General features: G+C 53.8%; 14 protein-coding genes, 4 pseudogenes and 2 riboswitches. Of the genes and pseudogenes, 13 read left to right on the top strand and 5 right to left on the bottom strand.

The genetic code is table 11. The features are described from left to right. Positions 1-151: 151 nt before the first annotated feature. From LKR43_RS05120 to LKR43_RS05105, 4 genes are all read left to right on the top strand, one after another. A complete protein-coding gene (locus LKR43_RS05120; protein ID WP_227682861.1) occupies positions 152-625 on the top strand; it encodes a cytochrome c in 474 nt (157 codons plus the stop codon). An 11-nt stretch (positions 626-636) separates the two neighbouring features. Next, a complete protein-coding gene (locus LKR43_RS05115) occupies positions 637-888 on the top strand; it encodes a hypothetical protein (protein ID WP_227682860.1) in 252 nt (83 codons plus the stop codon). 181 nt (positions 889-1,069) lie between these two features. Then, positions 1,070-2,272, top strand: a complete 1,203-nt coding sequence (locus LKR43_RS05110; RefSeq protein WP_227682859.1) for a CaiB/BaiF CoA-transferase family protein — start codon at positions 1,070-1,072, stop codon at positions 2,270-2,272. After that, entirely contained in the window at positions 2,269-3,114 is an 846-nt protein-coding gene (locus LKR43_RS05105; RefSeq protein ID WP_227682858.1) for a citryl-CoA lyase, read from the top strand. Before LKR43_RS05110 ends, LKR43_RS05105 begins: the two co-directional genes overlap by 4 nt. 52 nt (positions 3,115-3,166) lie before the next feature. Here LKR43_RS05105 and LKR43_RS05100 read toward each other — a convergent pair whose 3' ends face one another. The 3 genes and pseudogenes from LKR43_RS05100 to LKR43_RS05090 all read right to left on the bottom strand — a co-directional run bounded on the left by LKR43_RS05100 (position 3,167) and on the right by LKR43_RS05090 (position 5,698). Next, positions 3,167-3,745 (bottom strand): TMEM165/GDT1 family protein, encoded by a 579-nt coding sequence (locus tag LKR43_RS05100; RefSeq protein ID WP_227682856.1) that lies wholly within the window; start codon positions 3,743-3,745, stop codon positions 3,167-3,169. A gap of 4 nt (positions 3,746-3,749) precedes the next feature. After that, a riboswitch (yybP-ykoY riboswitch) is annotated at positions 3,750-3,924 on the bottom strand. A 108-nt stretch (positions 3,925-4,032) separates the two neighbouring features. Next, positions 4,033-4,734, bottom strand: a pseudogene (locus tag LKR43_RS05095) (tripartite tricarboxylate transporter substrate binding protein); the annotation flags it as partial. A gap of 784 nt (positions 4,735-5,518) precedes the next feature. Further along, on the bottom strand, positions 5,519-5,698 hold the full coding sequence (locus LKR43_RS05090; RefSeq protein ID WP_227682854.1) for a hypothetical protein: 180 nt from the start codon (positions 5,696-5,698) through the stop codon (positions 5,519-5,521). 639 nt (positions 5,699-6,337) lie between these two features. Then, a riboswitch (TPP riboswitch) is annotated at positions 6,338-6,435 on the top strand. Positions 6,436-6,508: 73 nt separating this feature from the next. Between LKR43_RS05090 and thiC the strand changes: the two genes are divergently transcribed. From thiC to LKR43_RS16280, 3 genes and pseudogenes are all read left to right on the top strand, one after another. After that, on the top strand, positions 6,509-8,422 hold the full coding sequence (gene thiC, locus LKR43_RS05085) for a phosphomethylpyrimidine synthase ThiC (RefSeq protein WP_227682852.1): 1,914 nt from the start codon (positions 6,509-6,511) through the stop codon (positions 8,420-8,422). A gap of 317 nt (positions 8,423-8,739) precedes the next feature. After that, positions 8,740-9,784, top strand: a pseudogene (locus LKR43_RS05080) (IS481 family transposase). A 32-nt stretch (positions 9,785-9,816) separates the two neighbouring features. Then, on the top strand, positions 9,817-10,173 hold the full coding sequence (locus LKR43_RS16280) for a LysR substrate-binding domain-containing protein (protein WP_227682851.1): 357 nt from the start codon (positions 9,817-9,819) through the stop codon (positions 10,171-10,173). On the opposite strand, the pseudogene LKR43_RS05070 reads toward LKR43_RS16280, so the two are convergent. Beyond that, positions 10,152-10,442, bottom strand: a pseudogene (locus LKR43_RS05070) (5-methyltetrahydropteroyltriglutamate--homocysteine S-methyltransferase); the annotation flags it as partial. The gene LKR43_RS16280 and the pseudogene LKR43_RS05070 sit on opposite strands and share 22 nt — an antisense overlap. A gap of 142 nt (positions 10,443-10,584) precedes the next feature. Here LKR43_RS05070 and LKR43_RS05065 point away from each other — a divergent pair. The 5 genes from LKR43_RS05065 (at position 10,585) to LKR43_RS05045 (ending at position 14,724) form a co-directional block, all read left to right on the top strand. Beyond that, a complete protein-coding gene (locus LKR43_RS05065) occupies positions 10,585-11,475 on the top strand; it encodes a LysR family transcriptional regulator (protein WP_227682850.1) in 891 nt (296 codons plus the stop codon). A gap of 214 nt (positions 11,476-11,689) precedes the next feature. Further along, complete coding sequence (locus tag LKR43_RS05060; protein WP_227682849.1) at positions 11,690-12,673, top strand: DUF1852 domain-containing protein; 984 nt, start codon at positions 11,690-11,692, stop codon at positions 12,671-12,673. 26 nt (positions 12,674-12,699) lie between these two features. After that, positions 12,700-13,728 carry a methionine synthase gene (locus tag LKR43_RS05055; RefSeq protein ID WP_227682848.1) on the top strand — a complete coding sequence of 343 codons (1,029 nt, stop codon included), beginning with the start codon at positions 12,700-12,702 and terminating at the stop codon, positions 13,726-13,728. Positions 13,729-13,756: 28 nt separating this feature from the next. Beyond that, positions 13,757-13,909, top strand: coding sequence for a flavin reductase family protein (locus LKR43_RS05050; protein ID WP_227682847.1), 153 nt, complete (start codon positions 13,757-13,759; stop codon positions 13,907-13,909). A gap of 200 nt (positions 13,910-14,109) precedes the next feature. Continuing rightward, a complete protein-coding gene (locus LKR43_RS05045) occupies positions 14,110-14,724 on the top strand; it encodes an anti-virulence regulator CigR family protein (protein WP_227682846.1) in 615 nt (204 codons plus the stop codon). 51 nt (positions 14,725-14,775) lie between these two features. Here LKR43_RS05045 and LKR43_RS05040 read toward each other — a convergent pair. Continuing rightward, positions 14,776-15,132 (bottom strand): annotated as a pseudogene (locus LKR43_RS05040) (chromate transporter); the annotation flags it as partial. Between the two features lie 24 nt (positions 15,133-15,156). On the opposite strand from LKR43_RS05040, the gene LKR43_RS05035 reads away from it, so the two are divergent. Beyond that, positions 15,157-15,627, top strand: coding sequence for a transposase (locus LKR43_RS05035; protein ID WP_227682845.1), 471 nt, complete (start codon positions 15,157-15,159; stop codon positions 15,625-15,627). The last annotated feature ends 288 nt before the right edge of the window (positions 15,628-15,915 follow it).

Below are 15,915 nucleotides of genomic sequence, written 5' to 3'. Positions count from 1 at the left end.
AAACAGTTCACGTCACTACACGACACCATGTGGTTTTCTCCCGCCGAAATGCAAAAGATGCCGGGGATGCAGCATGCTGAACCGAATATGATTACACTTGGTCCCGTCAGTGTGGCGGGAAAGATAAAGGTTAGTCAGGCAGCATATCGATATGGCAAACAAGACATTGATTTTTGGAGTGGCCGGGGTCGTCGCGCTTGGAGCCGTTGCGTTTTTATATGGCGTCGGGCGTGATCCCGGCCCTGCATTCATCGATCCGTCTGATAAGCAACGGGTGGTGGTGGGTAAAGCCATCTATGCAAACTATTGCGCGGCCTGCCATGGTGCGTCGTTGCAAGGCCAGCCGAACTGGCGGGAGCGTCAGCCTAATGACAGACTGCCTGCGCCTCCGCATGACAAGACTGGCCACACCTGGCACCACCCGGATGCCATGCTGTTTGATATGGTCAAGAATGGCCTGGTTCCAGGCAAGACGGCCCCGGCGGGATACGAAAGCGATATGCCCGCGTATCGTGAGATACTGACCGACGAAGAAATTATCTCGGTGCTTGCATATATCAAGAGCACCTGGCCACCTAAAGTGCTGCAAGCACAGAAAGAGGTGACTGTGCGGCAAAGCAAGTAGCCGGATGAAAGATGAAGCTGAATAGAGCGATAGTCGCGTCTTGTATTGCTGCATGTTCATTGGTTCTGACCGCGCACGCAGCACCACCCGAAGGTAAGGGCCAAGGTAATGGCGCAAGTTCTCCCGGCAAGTCCCGCAACGGCGGCAAGGGCAACCCGCACGCATCCGGCAATCCTGGAAAGGGGAATTCGGGTACCGACTTGATTCTGATCTCTGTAGCCACGGCGGTTGTCGCCGATATTCTTTACGACGTCTTTGATTAAGTAATGGGGCCGGGTCAGCGGTTGGCATGACACGCGTGCGATGTGCGATCGACTTTCTGGCCAGATCACTCGCGGAGCGTATCTGGCTCAGGACGCACTAAAATGCCGGAAAATTAATACGCAGCTTTGGGCTGAAGTTATTCGCAACGCCGGCATTCAGGCTGAGTAAAAGCACATTCACATGACAACGCAACCTTTGAAAGGGATCCGTGTACTGGATCTGACCAACGTTCTGGCCGGCCCGTTTTGTTGCCATCAGCTTGCCCATATGGGTGCCGATGTCATCAAGGTGGAGACGCGCCTGAGCGGCGATCTGGCCCGGCAACTGGGCGCTGATCCGGAACTGAATCGCAACAATATGGGTGTGTCGTTTCTGGCGCAAAACCCGGGCAAACGCTCCATTACACTGGATCTGAAGCATGACGACGGCAAGGCCGTACTGCGCAGGCTGGTAAGCACCGCAGATGTTCTGGTGGAAAATTTTCGTCCTGGCGTTATGAAGCGGCTGGGTCTGGGCTGCGACGCATTGCTTGAAGAAAATCCGAAGCTGATCTATTGCGCTATCTCCGGGTTCGGGCAGACGGGTGATTTGCGTGACCTGCCTGCCTACGACCAGATCATTCAAGGCATGTCCGGAATCATGAGCATTACGGGTGACAGCGAATCGGCGCCCTTGCGTGTGGGTTATCCGGTTGCCGATACGGTGGGGGGCATCACGGCCGCTTTTGCGATCGCCTCTTCGCTGGCTGATAGAAACCGGACCGAGGGAGTGTTCATCGATGTGTCCATGCTTGAGGCAGCCATGGCCACGATGGGCTGGGTAGTATCCAATTATCTGGTTGCCGGGCGCGAGCCGCACCCGCTGGGCAATGACAATATGACGGCTAGCCCTTCAGGCGCATTCAAGACGGGTGACGGCCTGATCAATATTGCCGCCAACAAGCAGGAGCACTTCGAGAAAGTAGCTCGTATTCTCGAGCGCGCCGAGTGGATTAGCGATGCCCGTTTCGCGGATCGTCAGGCACGGTTGCAGAACAGACAGGAACTTAAAGACCTGATGGAGCAGGCAATGAATGCGAAAACCACTGAGCAGTGGTGGGAGCTGCTAAGCGCGGAAGGCGTGCCTGCCGGCCCTGTTTATACCGTACCTCAGGCTTTGAGCCATCCACAGATTGCCAACCGTGGCATGCTCGCCTCTTTTGAAGATGTGCCTGGGGTAGGGCGCAACATACGAGTGGTGCGAACCGGCTTCAAGCTGAATGGCGCAGCGCCTTCGGTGGATGCACCCCCGCCGCGCTTAGGCGAACATACGGAAACCATACTGGCGGAATTGGGATACAGCGCAGATGAAATCTTGCGCTTTAAGCAGCAGGAGGTTGTATGAGTGTTACTTCCAACGAAGCCGAACAGGTGCGCCGGGGTGTAAAGGATTGGTGGCGTACTTCCATTATTGATATGGAGCCGGGCAGCATCAGGTATCGAGGCTACCCGATTCAGGATCTCATCGGCAACATCAGTTTTGCCCAGATGATTTGGCTGATGACGCGGGGTGAGCTGCCATCCGATGAACAGGCACGCTTGCTTGATGCGGCGCTCATGGCTGCCGTTGATCATGGTCCGCAGGCACCCAGTATCGCCATTGCCCGCATGGCCGCCACTTGCGGTGTCGGCCTGAACAGTGCGATGGCGTCGGCAGTGAATGTCCTGGGAGATGTGCATGGCGGCGCAGGCGAACAGGCCGTTGAGCTGTATATCGACATCGCGCGGCAAATGGATGCCGGAATTGAACTGGTTAAGGCGACGCAAGCGGGTCTGGACGCTGCGATAGATAAATATGGCAAGTTTGTTTCAGGGTTCGGCCACCGCTTTCATCCGATAGACCCGAGAGCGCCCCGACTGCTCGAACTCGTGGATGAAGCAGCCTCCAGGGGCGTAGTTGGCGGCCGGTTCGCAACTATAGGGCGGGCGGTTGAAGACGAGCTTGCCTGCAGGAAGGCAGGCAAGCGGATTCCGATGAATATCGACGGTGCGACTGCCGTCATTTATGCCGAACTGGGGTTCCCGGCGCCTTTGGCGCGCGGTTTGTTCTGTTTGTCGCGCTCAGTAGGGATCTTGTCCCATGCCTGGGAGCAAACTCAGCAAGGCGGCCGCAATAAAGGGCCTATTCCCAGGGAATATATCTGGCAGTACGACGGCCCCGAGGAAAGGAAAGTGCCGATCCGGTAGTGTCGGGGGCAGCGTGGGTAGCCTGGCTATGTCGACATTTTTGTGTGTGGCTCTAGAACCCGAGTCTCGAGCCGGCCCCGAGTAGGGTGGCTATGCCGAGCAGCGCAAAGATTGCAGCGGCAATTGAATGAACCAGTTTCATCGGAATTTTGTTGGCAAGCTTGTCACCAACGAAAACAGCGGGTACGTCTGCAATCAGCATCCCGAGCGTGGTACCGATGACCACCATGAGCGGTACAGCATAGTGCGCGGCCATCGCGACCGTAGCGATCTGGGTCTTGTCACCCATCTCGGCAAGGAAGAAGGTAATCAGCGTTGCGCCGAAGACGCCAAATTTCCTGGCGACTTGAGTTTCTTCCTCTTCAATCTTGTCCGGGATCATCGTCCAGATGGCCATGCCAATGAAGGAGAGCCCCAACACCCAGCGCAAGATTTCCGGACTGACCGCTGAAGTAATCCAGGCGCCCAAGGCACCCGCTAGACCGTGATTGACGATGGTGGCCGCCAAGATACCGAGAATAATCGGTACAGGCTTCTTGAAACGAGCGGCAAGAATGAAGGCGAGGAGCTGGGTTTTGTCGCCGACTTCAGCGAGAGCAACGACTCCGGTGGAGACGAGGAGGGCTTCCATAAGAATTTCCAGACCGGTCTACAGACGATTGACCACCACGCATCCCCGGCCATATACGGAAGCGTAGTGGTCAAAGGTCTTGCCAAGCTCGGGAACCGCTTACGCCATGACCTGCTGGTCAAGTATGTTGACGTAAGCCTCTTCGTGACGAAGAGAGGCTACTCCCCAATGACCGGCGTATTCTAGCATCTGGCGCGATTTCAGTCGCGGTCGCTACTGCTACGGGCGTTGCCAAGCACGATCTGCGCTTTCAGTTAGTTCGAGTGTTTGATGAATCGTCCATTTATCTACTTGCCGGGCGCGCGCATTTCATCGACCAGCCTTGAGAAGAGAGCATGATTTTCTTTATATAGCGCCATAGTTTCTTCCGGCGTACCGAGACGTGCCTCCATATCGGCATTCTGAAAAACACGCTCAATGTTCTCCGGATCGTTTTCCATCGCGGCTTTCTGTGCTTGATACAAGCGGTCAACAACTGCCTTGGGGGTATCTTTGTGAACAGCGAACGTATAGCAGAATTCCACAGAAATTGGATAGCCTGCTTCTGTGAAAGTGGGCACATCCGGATACGACTTCAGGCGTGATTCTTGACCAACTGCCAGAATCCGCAGTTTCCCACCACCCAGCAAGCCGCCTCCACCCGACACCAATGCGGCGTCCACATGCCCGCCCAAGACATTAGTAAGTGCGTCCGGAGTCGATTTGAAAGGTGTATTGATTACCTTGATATTCGCTTCTTTGCTGAAGCTTTGAACAAGGAAGTCTGCTGCCGACAGGCTGCCGTACGTTCCAACACTTATCTCATCCGCATTCTTCTTGGCGTCCTGCACGAAGTCCTCAAGAGTCTTCCATTTTGCGTCGTTTTTCACTATCAACCACAGGGGAGGGCAGGCGAATGTACCGATGAGCTTAAAGTCAGCCAGTGTGTAATCTACCTTGTTTGTGAGTGGTGACAGGACAAGTGGTGTTGCACTGCCGATAAGAATAGTGTGTCCGTCAGTTCCATAGTCCTATCCTTCAAAAGCCGGTTGGTTTTCCTGCTGACCGGGGCCGAAGATTCCGAGCCTGGTCGTAGGTTTTCGGCGTTCGCAGTAATACGGTTCCTGCGGTGTTGCCGCCGTTGCCGTGAGTTCGTCGCCTTGCCGTGCTGAACCGCTGGCCGGGGCTGATGAACAGGACCGTGGAATATATGGAGGGGACCCGCCTGGCGGGGAGGACGCCGTTTATGCCGCGAAAGCCAGGGCAGCGGACACGGATGGCGGTACAGTCGGTGTTTGGGGCGGCGCACTCATGGCAATGGAAACAGACAGCCCGATATGCACTGATTGCGAATGCTGGCCCGCGCGGCGAGCGCCCCTATCGCCCTATGGGCGATCTAAATGGACGTGGTTTTAATAACTAGGTCCGCTAGCACGAACACGAAAGCTCCGCTCTAGTGCATAACCATTACGGGTCCAGGTACATTACAAAAATGTAATGCGCCAAGGATGCACATTGCCATTCACCGTTATTGTCACCGTCTTGGCTATGTTCGGTCACCAGTTGGGCTGGTTCAGCATGACAGCCCAAACTTGGATTGAACTGGTGTTATCGATACCGGTGGTTCTGTGGGCCGGCCAATCATTTTTTGTCCGGGGCCGGCAGTCGGTAGTCAACCGCACCCCCGGTGGGTCAGTATTACACCGGCGCTAACATGGAGCTGCTGGAGCGCGGGGCAAACTATATGGCGAACGGCGTAGCCAATTTCAAGCTGTGCAGTCCAATAGTGAACCATTACGCCACCATCCTGGAACCCGCCCAGAATCGGTCATGCGGTACGCCGAAAACGACCTTATAACTGCTTTCTATCGGAGCTTGCTTGGTTTGAAGCGAGACGTGCGAAAACGCCGACAGTGCAAAGAGGATCGCTGCCACTGCAGCGGCGCCGCTGGTGCGAACCTGGAAAATGGACATGAAAAACCTCGGAATGAGTATCGTCAAAAAGAGGTCGATACAAGAACGACCACGCATGAAAATCAACCGGGGCTTGAAGGGGCCGCGAGAGCCTAGCGGCAGGCCCAAAGCAGGTAGCGGCAGTGTCTAGTTACGATGTAAGAGCACCACAGGACTGTGCGAGATCATTCTCACCAGGACAGCGGCATCCTGGCTCGGCACTACTGCCTGAAACACTATTAAACCAAAGGAATACTCCTGGCTACTCGCATGTTCGTCAGGCGAAGATGTTTCGTCTGACCAGCCAAATCCAGCTGCAACGTGCTGGCACCGCCGCCTACGGTGCAAAAGGTGATCGCCAGCTTACCGTCACGTTCGCCGGAGAGAATCGGCATGTAGCACGTGGAAATAACCGACCAAGACAGAAACGATATGACGGTCAAGCACAACAAAACTGCCAGACGCCATGCCTTTACGCTAAGGGGGCTTAAAGGGCGAACATGAAGCGCATTATATGGCAGATAAAGCGATTGGTATCGCATCCAGTTTTTGTAGCCTCCTTCGGGGCCAAGTCGAGCTGGCTTTCCACTCCCAGGACGAAACGCAAAGGATGGCAAGGCTAAAGTGCAGACCCGCTCCACCAACTTATGCCCTATACTGGCTCGCACGCAGGGGTACTCGCTGTTTTCAGCGGGTTGAGAAAGTCCCTTCGTACCAGTACGGATAATGCCGATGCTGGGAGCGCGCTTGTCAATATCGTTTGGCCTCATGCCGACCGATAGAAACGAGTCTATCCCCTATCGGCTCCATTGTTAACTTTTGGAGCATGTCTTGGACACTAACCTCATCTTTTCAGCAGCCAGCGCCGAAGTCGACGCAGCGGCCATCTCCCCCCTTCCCCAATCAAACAAGGTTTATCAGCAAGGCTCGCGACCGGATATCCGCGTACCATTCCGGGAAGTCTCGCAAGACGATACGCCAACCATGTTCGGCGGTGAAAAAAACCCTCCACTTACCCTTTACGACACAAGTGGCCCCTACACCGACCCTTCGATCCAGATCGACATCCGCAAAGGTCTGGACGCATTGCGTAGCGCCTGGATAGAAGAGCGCAAGGACACCGAACAACTGAACGGCGCTAGCAGCGAATACGGACGAGCACGCCTGCAGGACGTAAAGCTCAGTTCTCTGCGGTTCGGATTGAATCGCAAACCGCGTCGCGCCGTAACCGGGAAAAATGTGACGCAAATGCATTACGCACGTCGCGGCATTATTACTCCCGAGATGGAGTTCGTCGCCATCCGCGAGAGTCTGCAACGCGAACGCTATATGGAAATGCTGCGCGCCAGCGGTCCGGATGGTGAGAAGCTGGTCGAGCGTTTACTGCGTCAGCACGCGGGCCAGTCGTTTGGAGCCGCCATCCCAGACGCGATCACACCAGAATTTGTACGCCAGGAAGTCGCGAGGGGCCGGGCCATCATTCCAGCCAATATCAATCACCCCGAAAGCGAGCCTATGATCATAGGTAGGAATTTTCTGGTCAAAATCAATGCCAACATAGGAAATTCGGCGCTCAGTTCCAACATCAGTGACGAAGTCGAAAAAATGACGTGGGCGATACGCTGGGGAGGCGACACCGTGATGGATCTGTCGACCGGCAAGAACATCCATGAAACCCGCGAATGGATCATACGCAACTCGCCAGTGCCGATCGGTTCCGTACCCATTTATCAGGCACTAGAAAAAGTAGACGGTAAAGCCGAAGACCTGACTTGGGAAATATTCCGCGATACACTGATAGAGCAAGCCGAGCAAGGCGTCGATTACTTTACGATCCATGCGGGCGTTCGGCTGCCCTTCATTCCCCTGACAGCCAAGCGCATGACAGGTATTGTGTCACGCGGCGGATCGATTATGGCAAAGTGGTGTCTGGCTCACCATAAAGAAAGCTTCATTTATGAGCGCTTCGAAGATATTTGCGAAATCATGAAGGCCTATGACGTGAGCTTTTCCCTTGGAGACGGCCTGCGTCCCGGCTCAGGCTACGATGCCAATGACGAAGCACAATTTGCCGAATTGAAAACGCTGGGCGAACTGACCCAAGTCGCGTGGAAACACGATGTGCAAGTCATGGTCGAGGGGCCTGGCCACGTACCCATGCACCTGATCAAGGAAAACATGGACATGCAACTGAAGCACTGCCATGAAGCGCCCTTCTATACTCTGGGGCCCTTGACTACTGATATTGCACCAGGTTACGACCATATCACGTCGGGCATAGGCGCAGCCCTGATCGGTTGGTACGGTACTGCCATGCTCTGCTATGTCACGCCCAAAGAGCACTTGGGGCTGCCAAATAAAAAAGATGTCAAGGACGGCATCATCACCTACAAAATCGCCGCACATGCTGCAGATCTAGCCAAAGGGCACCCAGGCGCCGCCATACGGGACAATGCCTTGTCCAAGGCTCGTTTTGAGTTTCGCTGGGACGATCAGTTCAATCTGGGTCTTGACCCCGACACGGCCAAAGACTTTCACGACGAGACCCTGCCCAAAGACTCAATGAAAGTCGCTCATTTTTGTTCGATGTGCGGACCGCATTTTTGCAGCATGAAAATCACACAAGACGTCCGTAACTACGCCAAGCAGAAAGGCTTGCAAGAGAACGAAGCGCTGCACCAAGGCATGCAGGAAAAAGCCATCGAATTCGTCAAGAAGGGAGCGCAAATCTACCATCAAACCTAAGATGGAAGCAGCTCTTTGAGCGACATAATTTAAAGATGGCACACACGGCCTGGTTTGACAGCCAAGCCGTAAACTTGCTGTTTCCCGTAAACGAGCTATTTTTCAAACATCGTAGTATGGCAACGACGTTATCTTCTCTGCCCCTTCCAAAAACATACGTAATGCCTAAGCAAAAAACGCTTACATGAGTAATACGCCCTTAACTGAAGTAGTTTCGATTTGATCTGACAGTAGGACCTTGCCAAAGGTGAGGTTACCCGGTTTGATAGAGGTGCGAATCTTTATCAACCAGCGCGAAAGCGCCAAGGAGTAACCTCATGAATAGTGTTCCTCAGAATGTCATCAAACACAAGGTGGGCCTGCTGAATCTAGCGACAGAGCTAGGCAATGTGTTGCGTGCCTGCAAGGTAATGGGCTTTTCCAGAGATACCTTTTACCGTTATCAATCGGCCATGCAAGCCGGTGGTGTCGAGGCGTTACTCGACGCCAACCGGAAAAAGCCGAACTTACGTAATCGTGTCGACGAGGCGACAGAAGCCGCCATAGCCTTATTTGCTTTAGAGCAACCGGCGTTCGGCCAAGTGTGTGTCTCCAATGAGCTGCGCAAACGCGGCATCTTTATTTTTCCTTCCGGCGTGCGTTCGGTGTGGCTTCGTCGGGATCTGGAGTCGTTCAAGAAGCGTCTGAGGGCGTTGGAGCGCCACGTGGCACAAACCGGCGAGGTACTCACCGAAGCACAAGTTGTTGCCCTGGAAAAGAAGCAGGAAGACGATATTGTCTACGGAGAAATCGAGACCGAGCACCCTGGCTACCTGGGCAGCCAGGATACGTTTTACGTGGGTACCATTAAAGGCGTTGGCCGTATTTTACCAACAGACCTTTGTGGACACGTACGCTAAGTGGGCCACGGCCAAGCTGTATACCACCAAGACGCCGATTACCGCGGCCGACTTGCTCAATGACCGGGTCTTGCCCTTCTTCGAGGAGCAAGGCATGGGCGTGCTGCGTATTCTGACCGACCGGGGTACAGAGTATTGCGGTCGTCCCGAGACGCACGACTATCAGTTGTATCTGGCCTTGAATGACATCGAGCACACCAAAACGAAGGTGCGCCACCCGCAAACCAATGGCATCTGCGAGCGGTTCCATAAGACGATCCTGCAGGAGTTCTATCAAGTCGCCTTCAGGCGGAAAATCTACCGCTCTATTGAAGAGCTGCAAACGGATCTGGATGATTGGCTACGGTATTACAACGAGGAGCGCACGCATCAAAGCAAGATGTGCTGTGGGCGAACCCCGATGCAAACATTAACGGATGGCAAGGAGGCGTGGCGCGATAAAATAACCACATTAAATAATTGAATTTGATCTGACAATCGTACGGATCAAACCGGGTGACTGTCAGACCAAGTCGCGACTACTACAAGTGCAAATGGTTGCTACCGGTCTCACAAGTCAGCACCCGCCAATGGATCGATCATCTTTTTACAAATGCAGGGCTATCCGCCCCCGATGTGCAGCTGGAAGTTGATGCCTCACCTGTTTATTTTTCAGGGCTAATCAGGAATAGTGACCTAGTCACAGCAATGTCGGAGGACATTCTTGCTCCGCTCTCTGGGCACGGGTTAACGTCTTTGCAGGTCGAGGGTGTTGAATGGAGCCATAACCTTCAAGTCATTTGGAGACGCACAGCTTATATGTCACGCGTTATCGCTGATCTTCGCGAACAGCTATTCAACAATTGCTTGTAGACCGGCAAAATGCGGCCCAGCAGCGCCAGCTTGTCGGACTCGTCCTTGGCCTTGCCCAGCGCCAGGTAGGTCACCGGACCGACGATCACCGGCTTGGCCTTCACCCCCAGGGCTTTGGCTTCGGCCAGTTGCTCCAGCAGGCGGGTGGCGTCAAGTTTGAATTCGGTCGAAGCGGTGAACTCGGGGACGATGTAGTGGTAGTTGGTGTCAAACCACTTGGTCATTTCACCGGCGGCCACGCCACCGCAGCAACTGACGTGCGCGTCGGCGCCGATGCGCGGAAAGCCGAGGTTGTGGATGGTGGTGATGGTCATGTGCTCTCAAAAATTCTTGTATTGGCGAATCGTATGTTTGCAGAATGATGAAGTAAAATGGTTTTGTTTCAACAAACCATGAATTTTGATCATTGATATGCTGGATCGTACCCATTTATCCATCGTGCGAGAGGTCGACAAGCAAGGTTCGCTGACCGCGGCGGCAGGCGTCTTGCACGTGACGCAATCGGCGTTAAGCCACACCATGAAGAAGCTGGAGCAGCAACTGGGCACCGATATCTGGCTACGTGAAGGGCGCAGCCTGAGACTCACGCAAGCGGGTCAATACCTGTTGGCGGTGGCTAACCGGGTGCTGCCTCAACTGACCTTGGCTGAAGAACGCCTGCGTCAGTTCGCTCAGGGAGAGCGCGGCACGCTGCGCATCGGCATGGAATGCCATCCCTGCTACCAGTGGCTGTTGAAGATCGTCTCCCCGTATCTGGCAGCCTGGCCGGATGTGGATGTGGACGTGAAGCAGAAGTTCCAGTTCGGGGGTATCGGGGCGCTCTTCGGCTACGAGATCGATTTGCTGGTTACGCCCGATCCACTGAATAAGCCTGGCTTGGTGTTCGAGCCTGTATTCGACTATGAACAAGTCCTGGTTGTCCCTGGCAATCACAAGCTGGCCACGGAGGAATACGTTAGCCCCAAACAGCTTGCCAACGAAGTGCTGGTGACTTATCCGGTTCCCGTCGATCGGCTCGATATCTACAGCATGTTTCTGACGCCGGCCGGTATTACGCCCAAGCGCCACAAAGCTATCGAGACCACGGACATCATGCTGCAAATGGTCGCCAGCGGCCGTGGGGTGGCGGCGTTGCCTCGCTGGCTGGTGCTGGAATATGCGGGCATGATGGATGTGGTGCCGGTGCGGCTGGGCAAGAAGGGCATCGCCAAACATATCTATCTGGGGGCTCGCGAGGCGGATGTGGGGATCGATTACCTGCGGGCGTTCATCGAGCAGGCGAAAAGGCCTGCCGTGGTTTGATGCCCCGTGCCCGGTGCGGTGAAGGCACCTATTCCATGAATTAATCTAATTGGTTGATTAGATAAAATCACTTTTATTCATGTGTTGATCAGCATAAAATTTGCCTTGAACATTGTCGATGTCAAGGCTGCCCCATAAAAACAGAAGATGGGGTGGCGTTGAGCAAGCAGAAAATCGGCGCAGGGCTTATCGGAAATTAAGGCAGCAGATCACAATGAGTAAAGAGTTCACATTTGCTATTAAAAGCATATGTTTCGACGAGGATTATCGTCCTTCAGACACCACGCGGATCACAACCAATTTTGCCAATTTGGCGAGAGGCGAGAGTCGTCAGGAGAATCTGCGCAACACCTTGAGGATGATAGACAATCGTTTCAATGCCCTGGCGCATTGGGATAATCCGAAAGGCGACCGCTATGCCGTCAATCTTGACATCGTCTCCGTTGAAATGCGTATTAACGGTGAGGGCGATAGCCATGCTCTGCCCTTGATTGAGATGCTGAAGACGAGCATTTTGGATCGAAAAGCCAATGAACGCATTGAAGGCATCGTAGGAAACAATTTTTCTTCTTACGTGCGAGATTACGATTTCAGTGTGCTGCTGCTGGAACACAGCAAAAATCAGCCACGATTCAGCACTCCAGATGGCTTTGGCGATCTGCATGGCAAACTGTTCAAGTGCTTCGTGAATTCAAATACTTACAAAGAGAACTTCACCAAACCGCCCGTGATATGTCTTAGTGTGTCGAGCAGCAAGACCTATCATCGGACGGATAATCAGCATGCCGTATTGGGTGTGGAATACCAGCAGGATGAATATTCCCTGACAGACGAGTATTTCAAGAAGATGGGGTTGAATGTTCGCTATTTCATGCCCGCGAATAGTGCCGCACCTCTGGCATTTTATTTCTCTGGTGATTTGCTGCGTGATTACACGAACCTTGAACTGATCAGCACCATCAGCACGATGGATACCTTTCAGAAAATTTATCGGCCCGAGATCTACAACGCTAACTCTGCGGCCGGGAAATCCTATCAGCCAAGTTTGAAGCATCAGGATTACTCATTAACACGTATTGTTTACGATCGAGAAGAACGTAGCCGACTGGCTATTGAGCAGGGCAGGTTTGTTGAAGAGCACTTTATCAAGCCGTACCGAGCAATTCTTGAGAACTGGTCCGCCAACTACGCTCTTTGAACAACCAGAAATTCAGGTTACTTATTATGAAAAAACTGTTACCCACTTCGACTGCCGGCAGCTTGCCAAAACCTTCCTGGCTGGCAGAGCCCGAAAAACTTTGGTCGCCCTGGAAATTGCAAGATGAGGGATTGAACGAGGGCAAGCAAGATGCGTTGCGCCTGTCACTGCAAGAACAGCAACATGCAGGCATAGATATCGTCAGTGATGGCGAGCAAACGCGCCAGCATTTTGTGACGACGTTTATTGAGCACCTGGACGGTGTTGATTTTGAAAATCGTAAAACGGTCAGGATTCGTAATCGCTACGATGCGAACGTACCGACGGTCGTGGGCGCTGTCGCCCGCCGAAAGGCTGTGTTTGTCGATGATGCCAGGTTTTTGCGCGAGCAGACCAAACAGCCGATCAAATGGGCACTGCCAGGCCCCATGACCATGATCGACACGCTTTATGATGCCCATTACAAAAGCCGTGAGAAGCTGGCTTGGGAATTTGCCAAAATCCTCAATCAGGAAGCCAAGGAGTTGGAGGCTGCCGGCGTCGATATCATCCAGTTTGATGAGCCGGCATTCAACGTTTTCTTTGATGACGTAAATGATTGGGGCGTGGCGACGCTGGAAAAAGCGATTGAAGGTCTGAAGTGTGAAACGGCTGTCCATATCTGCTATGGCTATGGCATCAAAGCCAATACGGATTGGAAAAAAACGCTGGGTTCAGAGTGGCGGCAATATGAAGAGGCCTTTCCCAAGCTGCAAAAATCCAATATCGATATTGTTTCGCTGGAGTGTCATAACTCTCACGTTCCCATGGATCTGATCGAACTGATTCGGGGTAAAAAAGTGATGGTGGGGGCCATTGACGTGGCAACCAATACCATTGAAAAACCCGAGGAAGTCGCCAATACGCTGCGCAAAGCACTTCAGTTTGTGGATGCTGACAAGCTCTATCCGTGCACCAACTGCGGCATGGCTCCCTTGTCTCGTGACGTTGCAAGAGCCAAGCTGAGTGCATTGAGTGCCGGTGCGGAAATCGTCCGCAGAGAAATTTCAAACTGATTCTGAAGCGGACTGCAGGCCCTGCCATATGTCATTTTCCAGTACTGCCATCGAGCCTTTGCGCTTTCGCGAAGCGCTCGGGCACTACGCGTCCGGCATAACGGTGATTACATCGGACGTCGAAGGCGAGCCGGTGGGCTTCACTTGCCAATCATTCCATAGCGTACCGCTTGGTCAGTAATCGACCATAGTGGGCTACCGCCAACATGCGCAGTGCCTTCTGTCCTCTTGCTTCGTGCCATTGTGACATCCTTGAAACAGGTATTAATCCACGTTCTACCCCCCCCTCACTGCGGGCGATACATCCTGATACAGGATGGGTTATTTTTGAAATAAGGTTGGCGGTATGCTTGCTCCATCCTGTTGATGGAAGGACGAATAATGAAATTGGATAGAGTGATCGTCGCGTCTTTAATTGCAGCCTGTTCATTGGCTTTAAGCGCCCAAGCGGCGCCTCCTGAAGGCAAGGGCCAAGGCAACAACGCCAGCAATCCCGGCAAAGGCAATGGCGGCAAGGGCAACCAGCATGCGTCAGGTCATCCCAACAAGGGAAATTCAGGCAACGACAATGCCGGCGCGGGCAACCCAGGCAAGGGAGGAGCGGATAAGTACAGCTACGATACTGATCGCCGTTACGATGATCGTGGCCGCTATTACGACTATTTTGATGATCACAGGGATCGCCACGGCCATTTGCGTGGTGACGATTTGCTGGGCGATCTGGTGTATGCCGGTATTACCGCCGCCTTGGCGCGGGAGTATGCGCTGGATTTCGGCTTGGGAGGCTACTCCACGTTACCGCCCGGCATACGAGAAAATCTGGCACGGGGTAAACCCCTGCCTCCCGGGATTGCCAAGAAAATGGTGCCTGGTTCGTTGTTGGGTCGCCTGCCGCGACACCCTGGTTACGAATGGCGTGTCGCCGGCACGGATTTGATTCTGATCTCTGTGGCCACGGCGGTTGTCGCTGACATTCTTTACGACGTCTTTGATTGACGAAGGTGCCAAACCGGGTTTGTCATCGCAGCCGATACGGATACAGTGTTTTTAGGCTGCCATGATCCATCCGGCCAACCCGGCCAGCAGCACAACAAGTGCCGGAGGTGCGCGTCCTACCGTCAATAGGCCGAATAAGGCAAGTACTAATCCAAAATCCTCTTTGCTATGAATAGCGCTTGTCCATATTGGGTCATAGAGGGCTGACAGAAGGATGCCGACGACGCCGGCATTAATGCCCGCCATTGCCGTGCGGATACCAGGACGGTGACGCAGCATTTCCCAGAAAGGCAAGGCAGCGACCAGCACCAGCAGTCCAGGCAAAAAAATCATGCCCAGCAGTGCCAAGCCGCCGGCCCAGCCACTCAATGCCCCTTCGGCAACGGCGCCGAGATACGCCGCAAAGGTATTCGCCTGGTCAATCAGCATTTCATGAAGTTATGGCAGCAGCACGATCCTGAGGGGCGCAGGAATCGAGGCTTGATCAGCTTGATGCGTCGGCATCACTGGAAGCTATCATCGGTGCAGAAAGAGCGCCTGCGTCAATACCTGGCCCAAATGCCGGTATTGCAGGCGCTATATTTTGCCAGGCAGCAGCTGAACGGATTTCTGGTGTTGAAGAGCCTGAAGGCCAAGCGGGCCAAGCAGTTGCTGCCCAAGTTTCTGGCCTTGATCTGCCAGTTTGAACAAAGTCCGGCCAAGGCGCTGGCCGCTACGTTAAGATCATGGCTCGAACCCATCGTACGCATGTGGCGGTTCACCAAGTCTAACGGGATCACCGAAGGGTTCCACACGAAGATGGAGATGCTCTCGCGCCGAGCGTATGGCTTTAGGAATTTTGAGAATTACCGATTAAGAGTCTTGGCTCAATGCGGTTGGAATGGTGTGATTAACCGAGTTTGAAGAATGTGCTGATCCCCCGATAATGGGGAAGAGCCCAGAGAGGCTGGAGAGGGCGGAAATGGGCACTGGAACGCACCCACCGCGCGCGAGACAAATCGGCGGAACCGCGCCAACACTGGCGCTTCAGGCAACAAAAAACCCAACCGAAAACGGTTGGGCTAATTGTAACTGGTGGCCTGGGGCGGAATCTAATCGACGCGGTTGAAGCCAGTCTCCATGCGCTTTCTCCATTGAATGGGAACGGTGGGGTACAAGCTGGGGTACAGGTGCTAAAAAACAACGAAAGCG

This window comes from Pusillimonas sp. MFBS29, from assembly GCF_020687695.1.
Classification (GTDB): domain Bacteria; phylum Pseudomonadota; class Gammaproteobacteria; order Burkholderiales; family Burkholderiaceae_B; genus Pusillimonas_C.
This window is presented reverse-complemented; position numbering and strand designations above follow the sequence as displayed.

Bases quoted from the DNA above. Each gene is read 5' to 3' on its own strand.
- LKR43_RS05100 (WP_227682856.1), bottom strand. From the start codon at position 3,745: ATGGAAGCCCTCCTCGTCTCCACCGGAGTCGTTGCTCTCGCTGAAGTC.
- LKR43_RS05045 (WP_227682846.1), top strand. From the start codon at position 14,110: ATGAAATTGGATAGAGTGATCGTCGCGTCTTTAATTGCAGCCTGTTCA.
- LKR43_RS05065 (WP_227682850.1), top strand. From the start codon at position 10,585: ATGCTGGATCGTACCCATTTATCCATCGTGCGAGAGGTCGACAAGCAA.
- LKR43_RS05060 (WP_227682849.1), top strand. From the start codon at position 11,690: ATGAGTAAAGAGTTCACATTTGCTATTAAAAGCATATGTTTCGACGAG.
- LKR43_RS05090 (WP_227682854.1), bottom strand. From the start codon at position 5,698: ATGTCCATTTTCCAGGTTCGCACCAGCGGCGCCGCTGCAGTGGCAGCG.
- LKR43_RS05120 (WP_227682861.1), top strand. From the start codon at position 152: ATGGCAAACAAGACATTGATTTTTGGAGTGGCCGGGGTCGTCGCGCTT.
- LKR43_RS05110 (WP_227682859.1), top strand. From the start codon at position 1,070: ATGACAACGCAACCTTTGAAAGGGATCCGTGTACTGGATCTGACCAAC.
- LKR43_RS05115 (WP_227682860.1), top strand. From the start codon at position 637: ATGAAGCTGAATAGAGCGATAGTCGCGTCTTGTATTGCTGCATGTTCA.
- LKR43_RS05105 (WP_227682858.1), top strand. From the start codon at position 2,269: ATGAGTGTTACTTCCAACGAAGCCGAACAGGTGCGCCGGGGTGTAAAG.
- LKR43_RS05035 (WP_227682845.1), top strand. From the start codon at position 15,157: ATGAAGTTATGGCAGCAGCACGATCCTGAGGGGCGCAGGAATCGAGGC.
- LKR43_RS05050 (WP_227682847.1), top strand. From the start codon at position 13,757: ATGTCATTTTCCAGTACTGCCATCGAGCCTTTGCGCTTTCGCGAAGCG.
- LKR43_RS05055 (WP_227682848.1), top strand. From the start codon at position 12,700: ATGAAAAAACTGTTACCCACTTCGACTGCCGGCAGCTTGCCAAAACCT.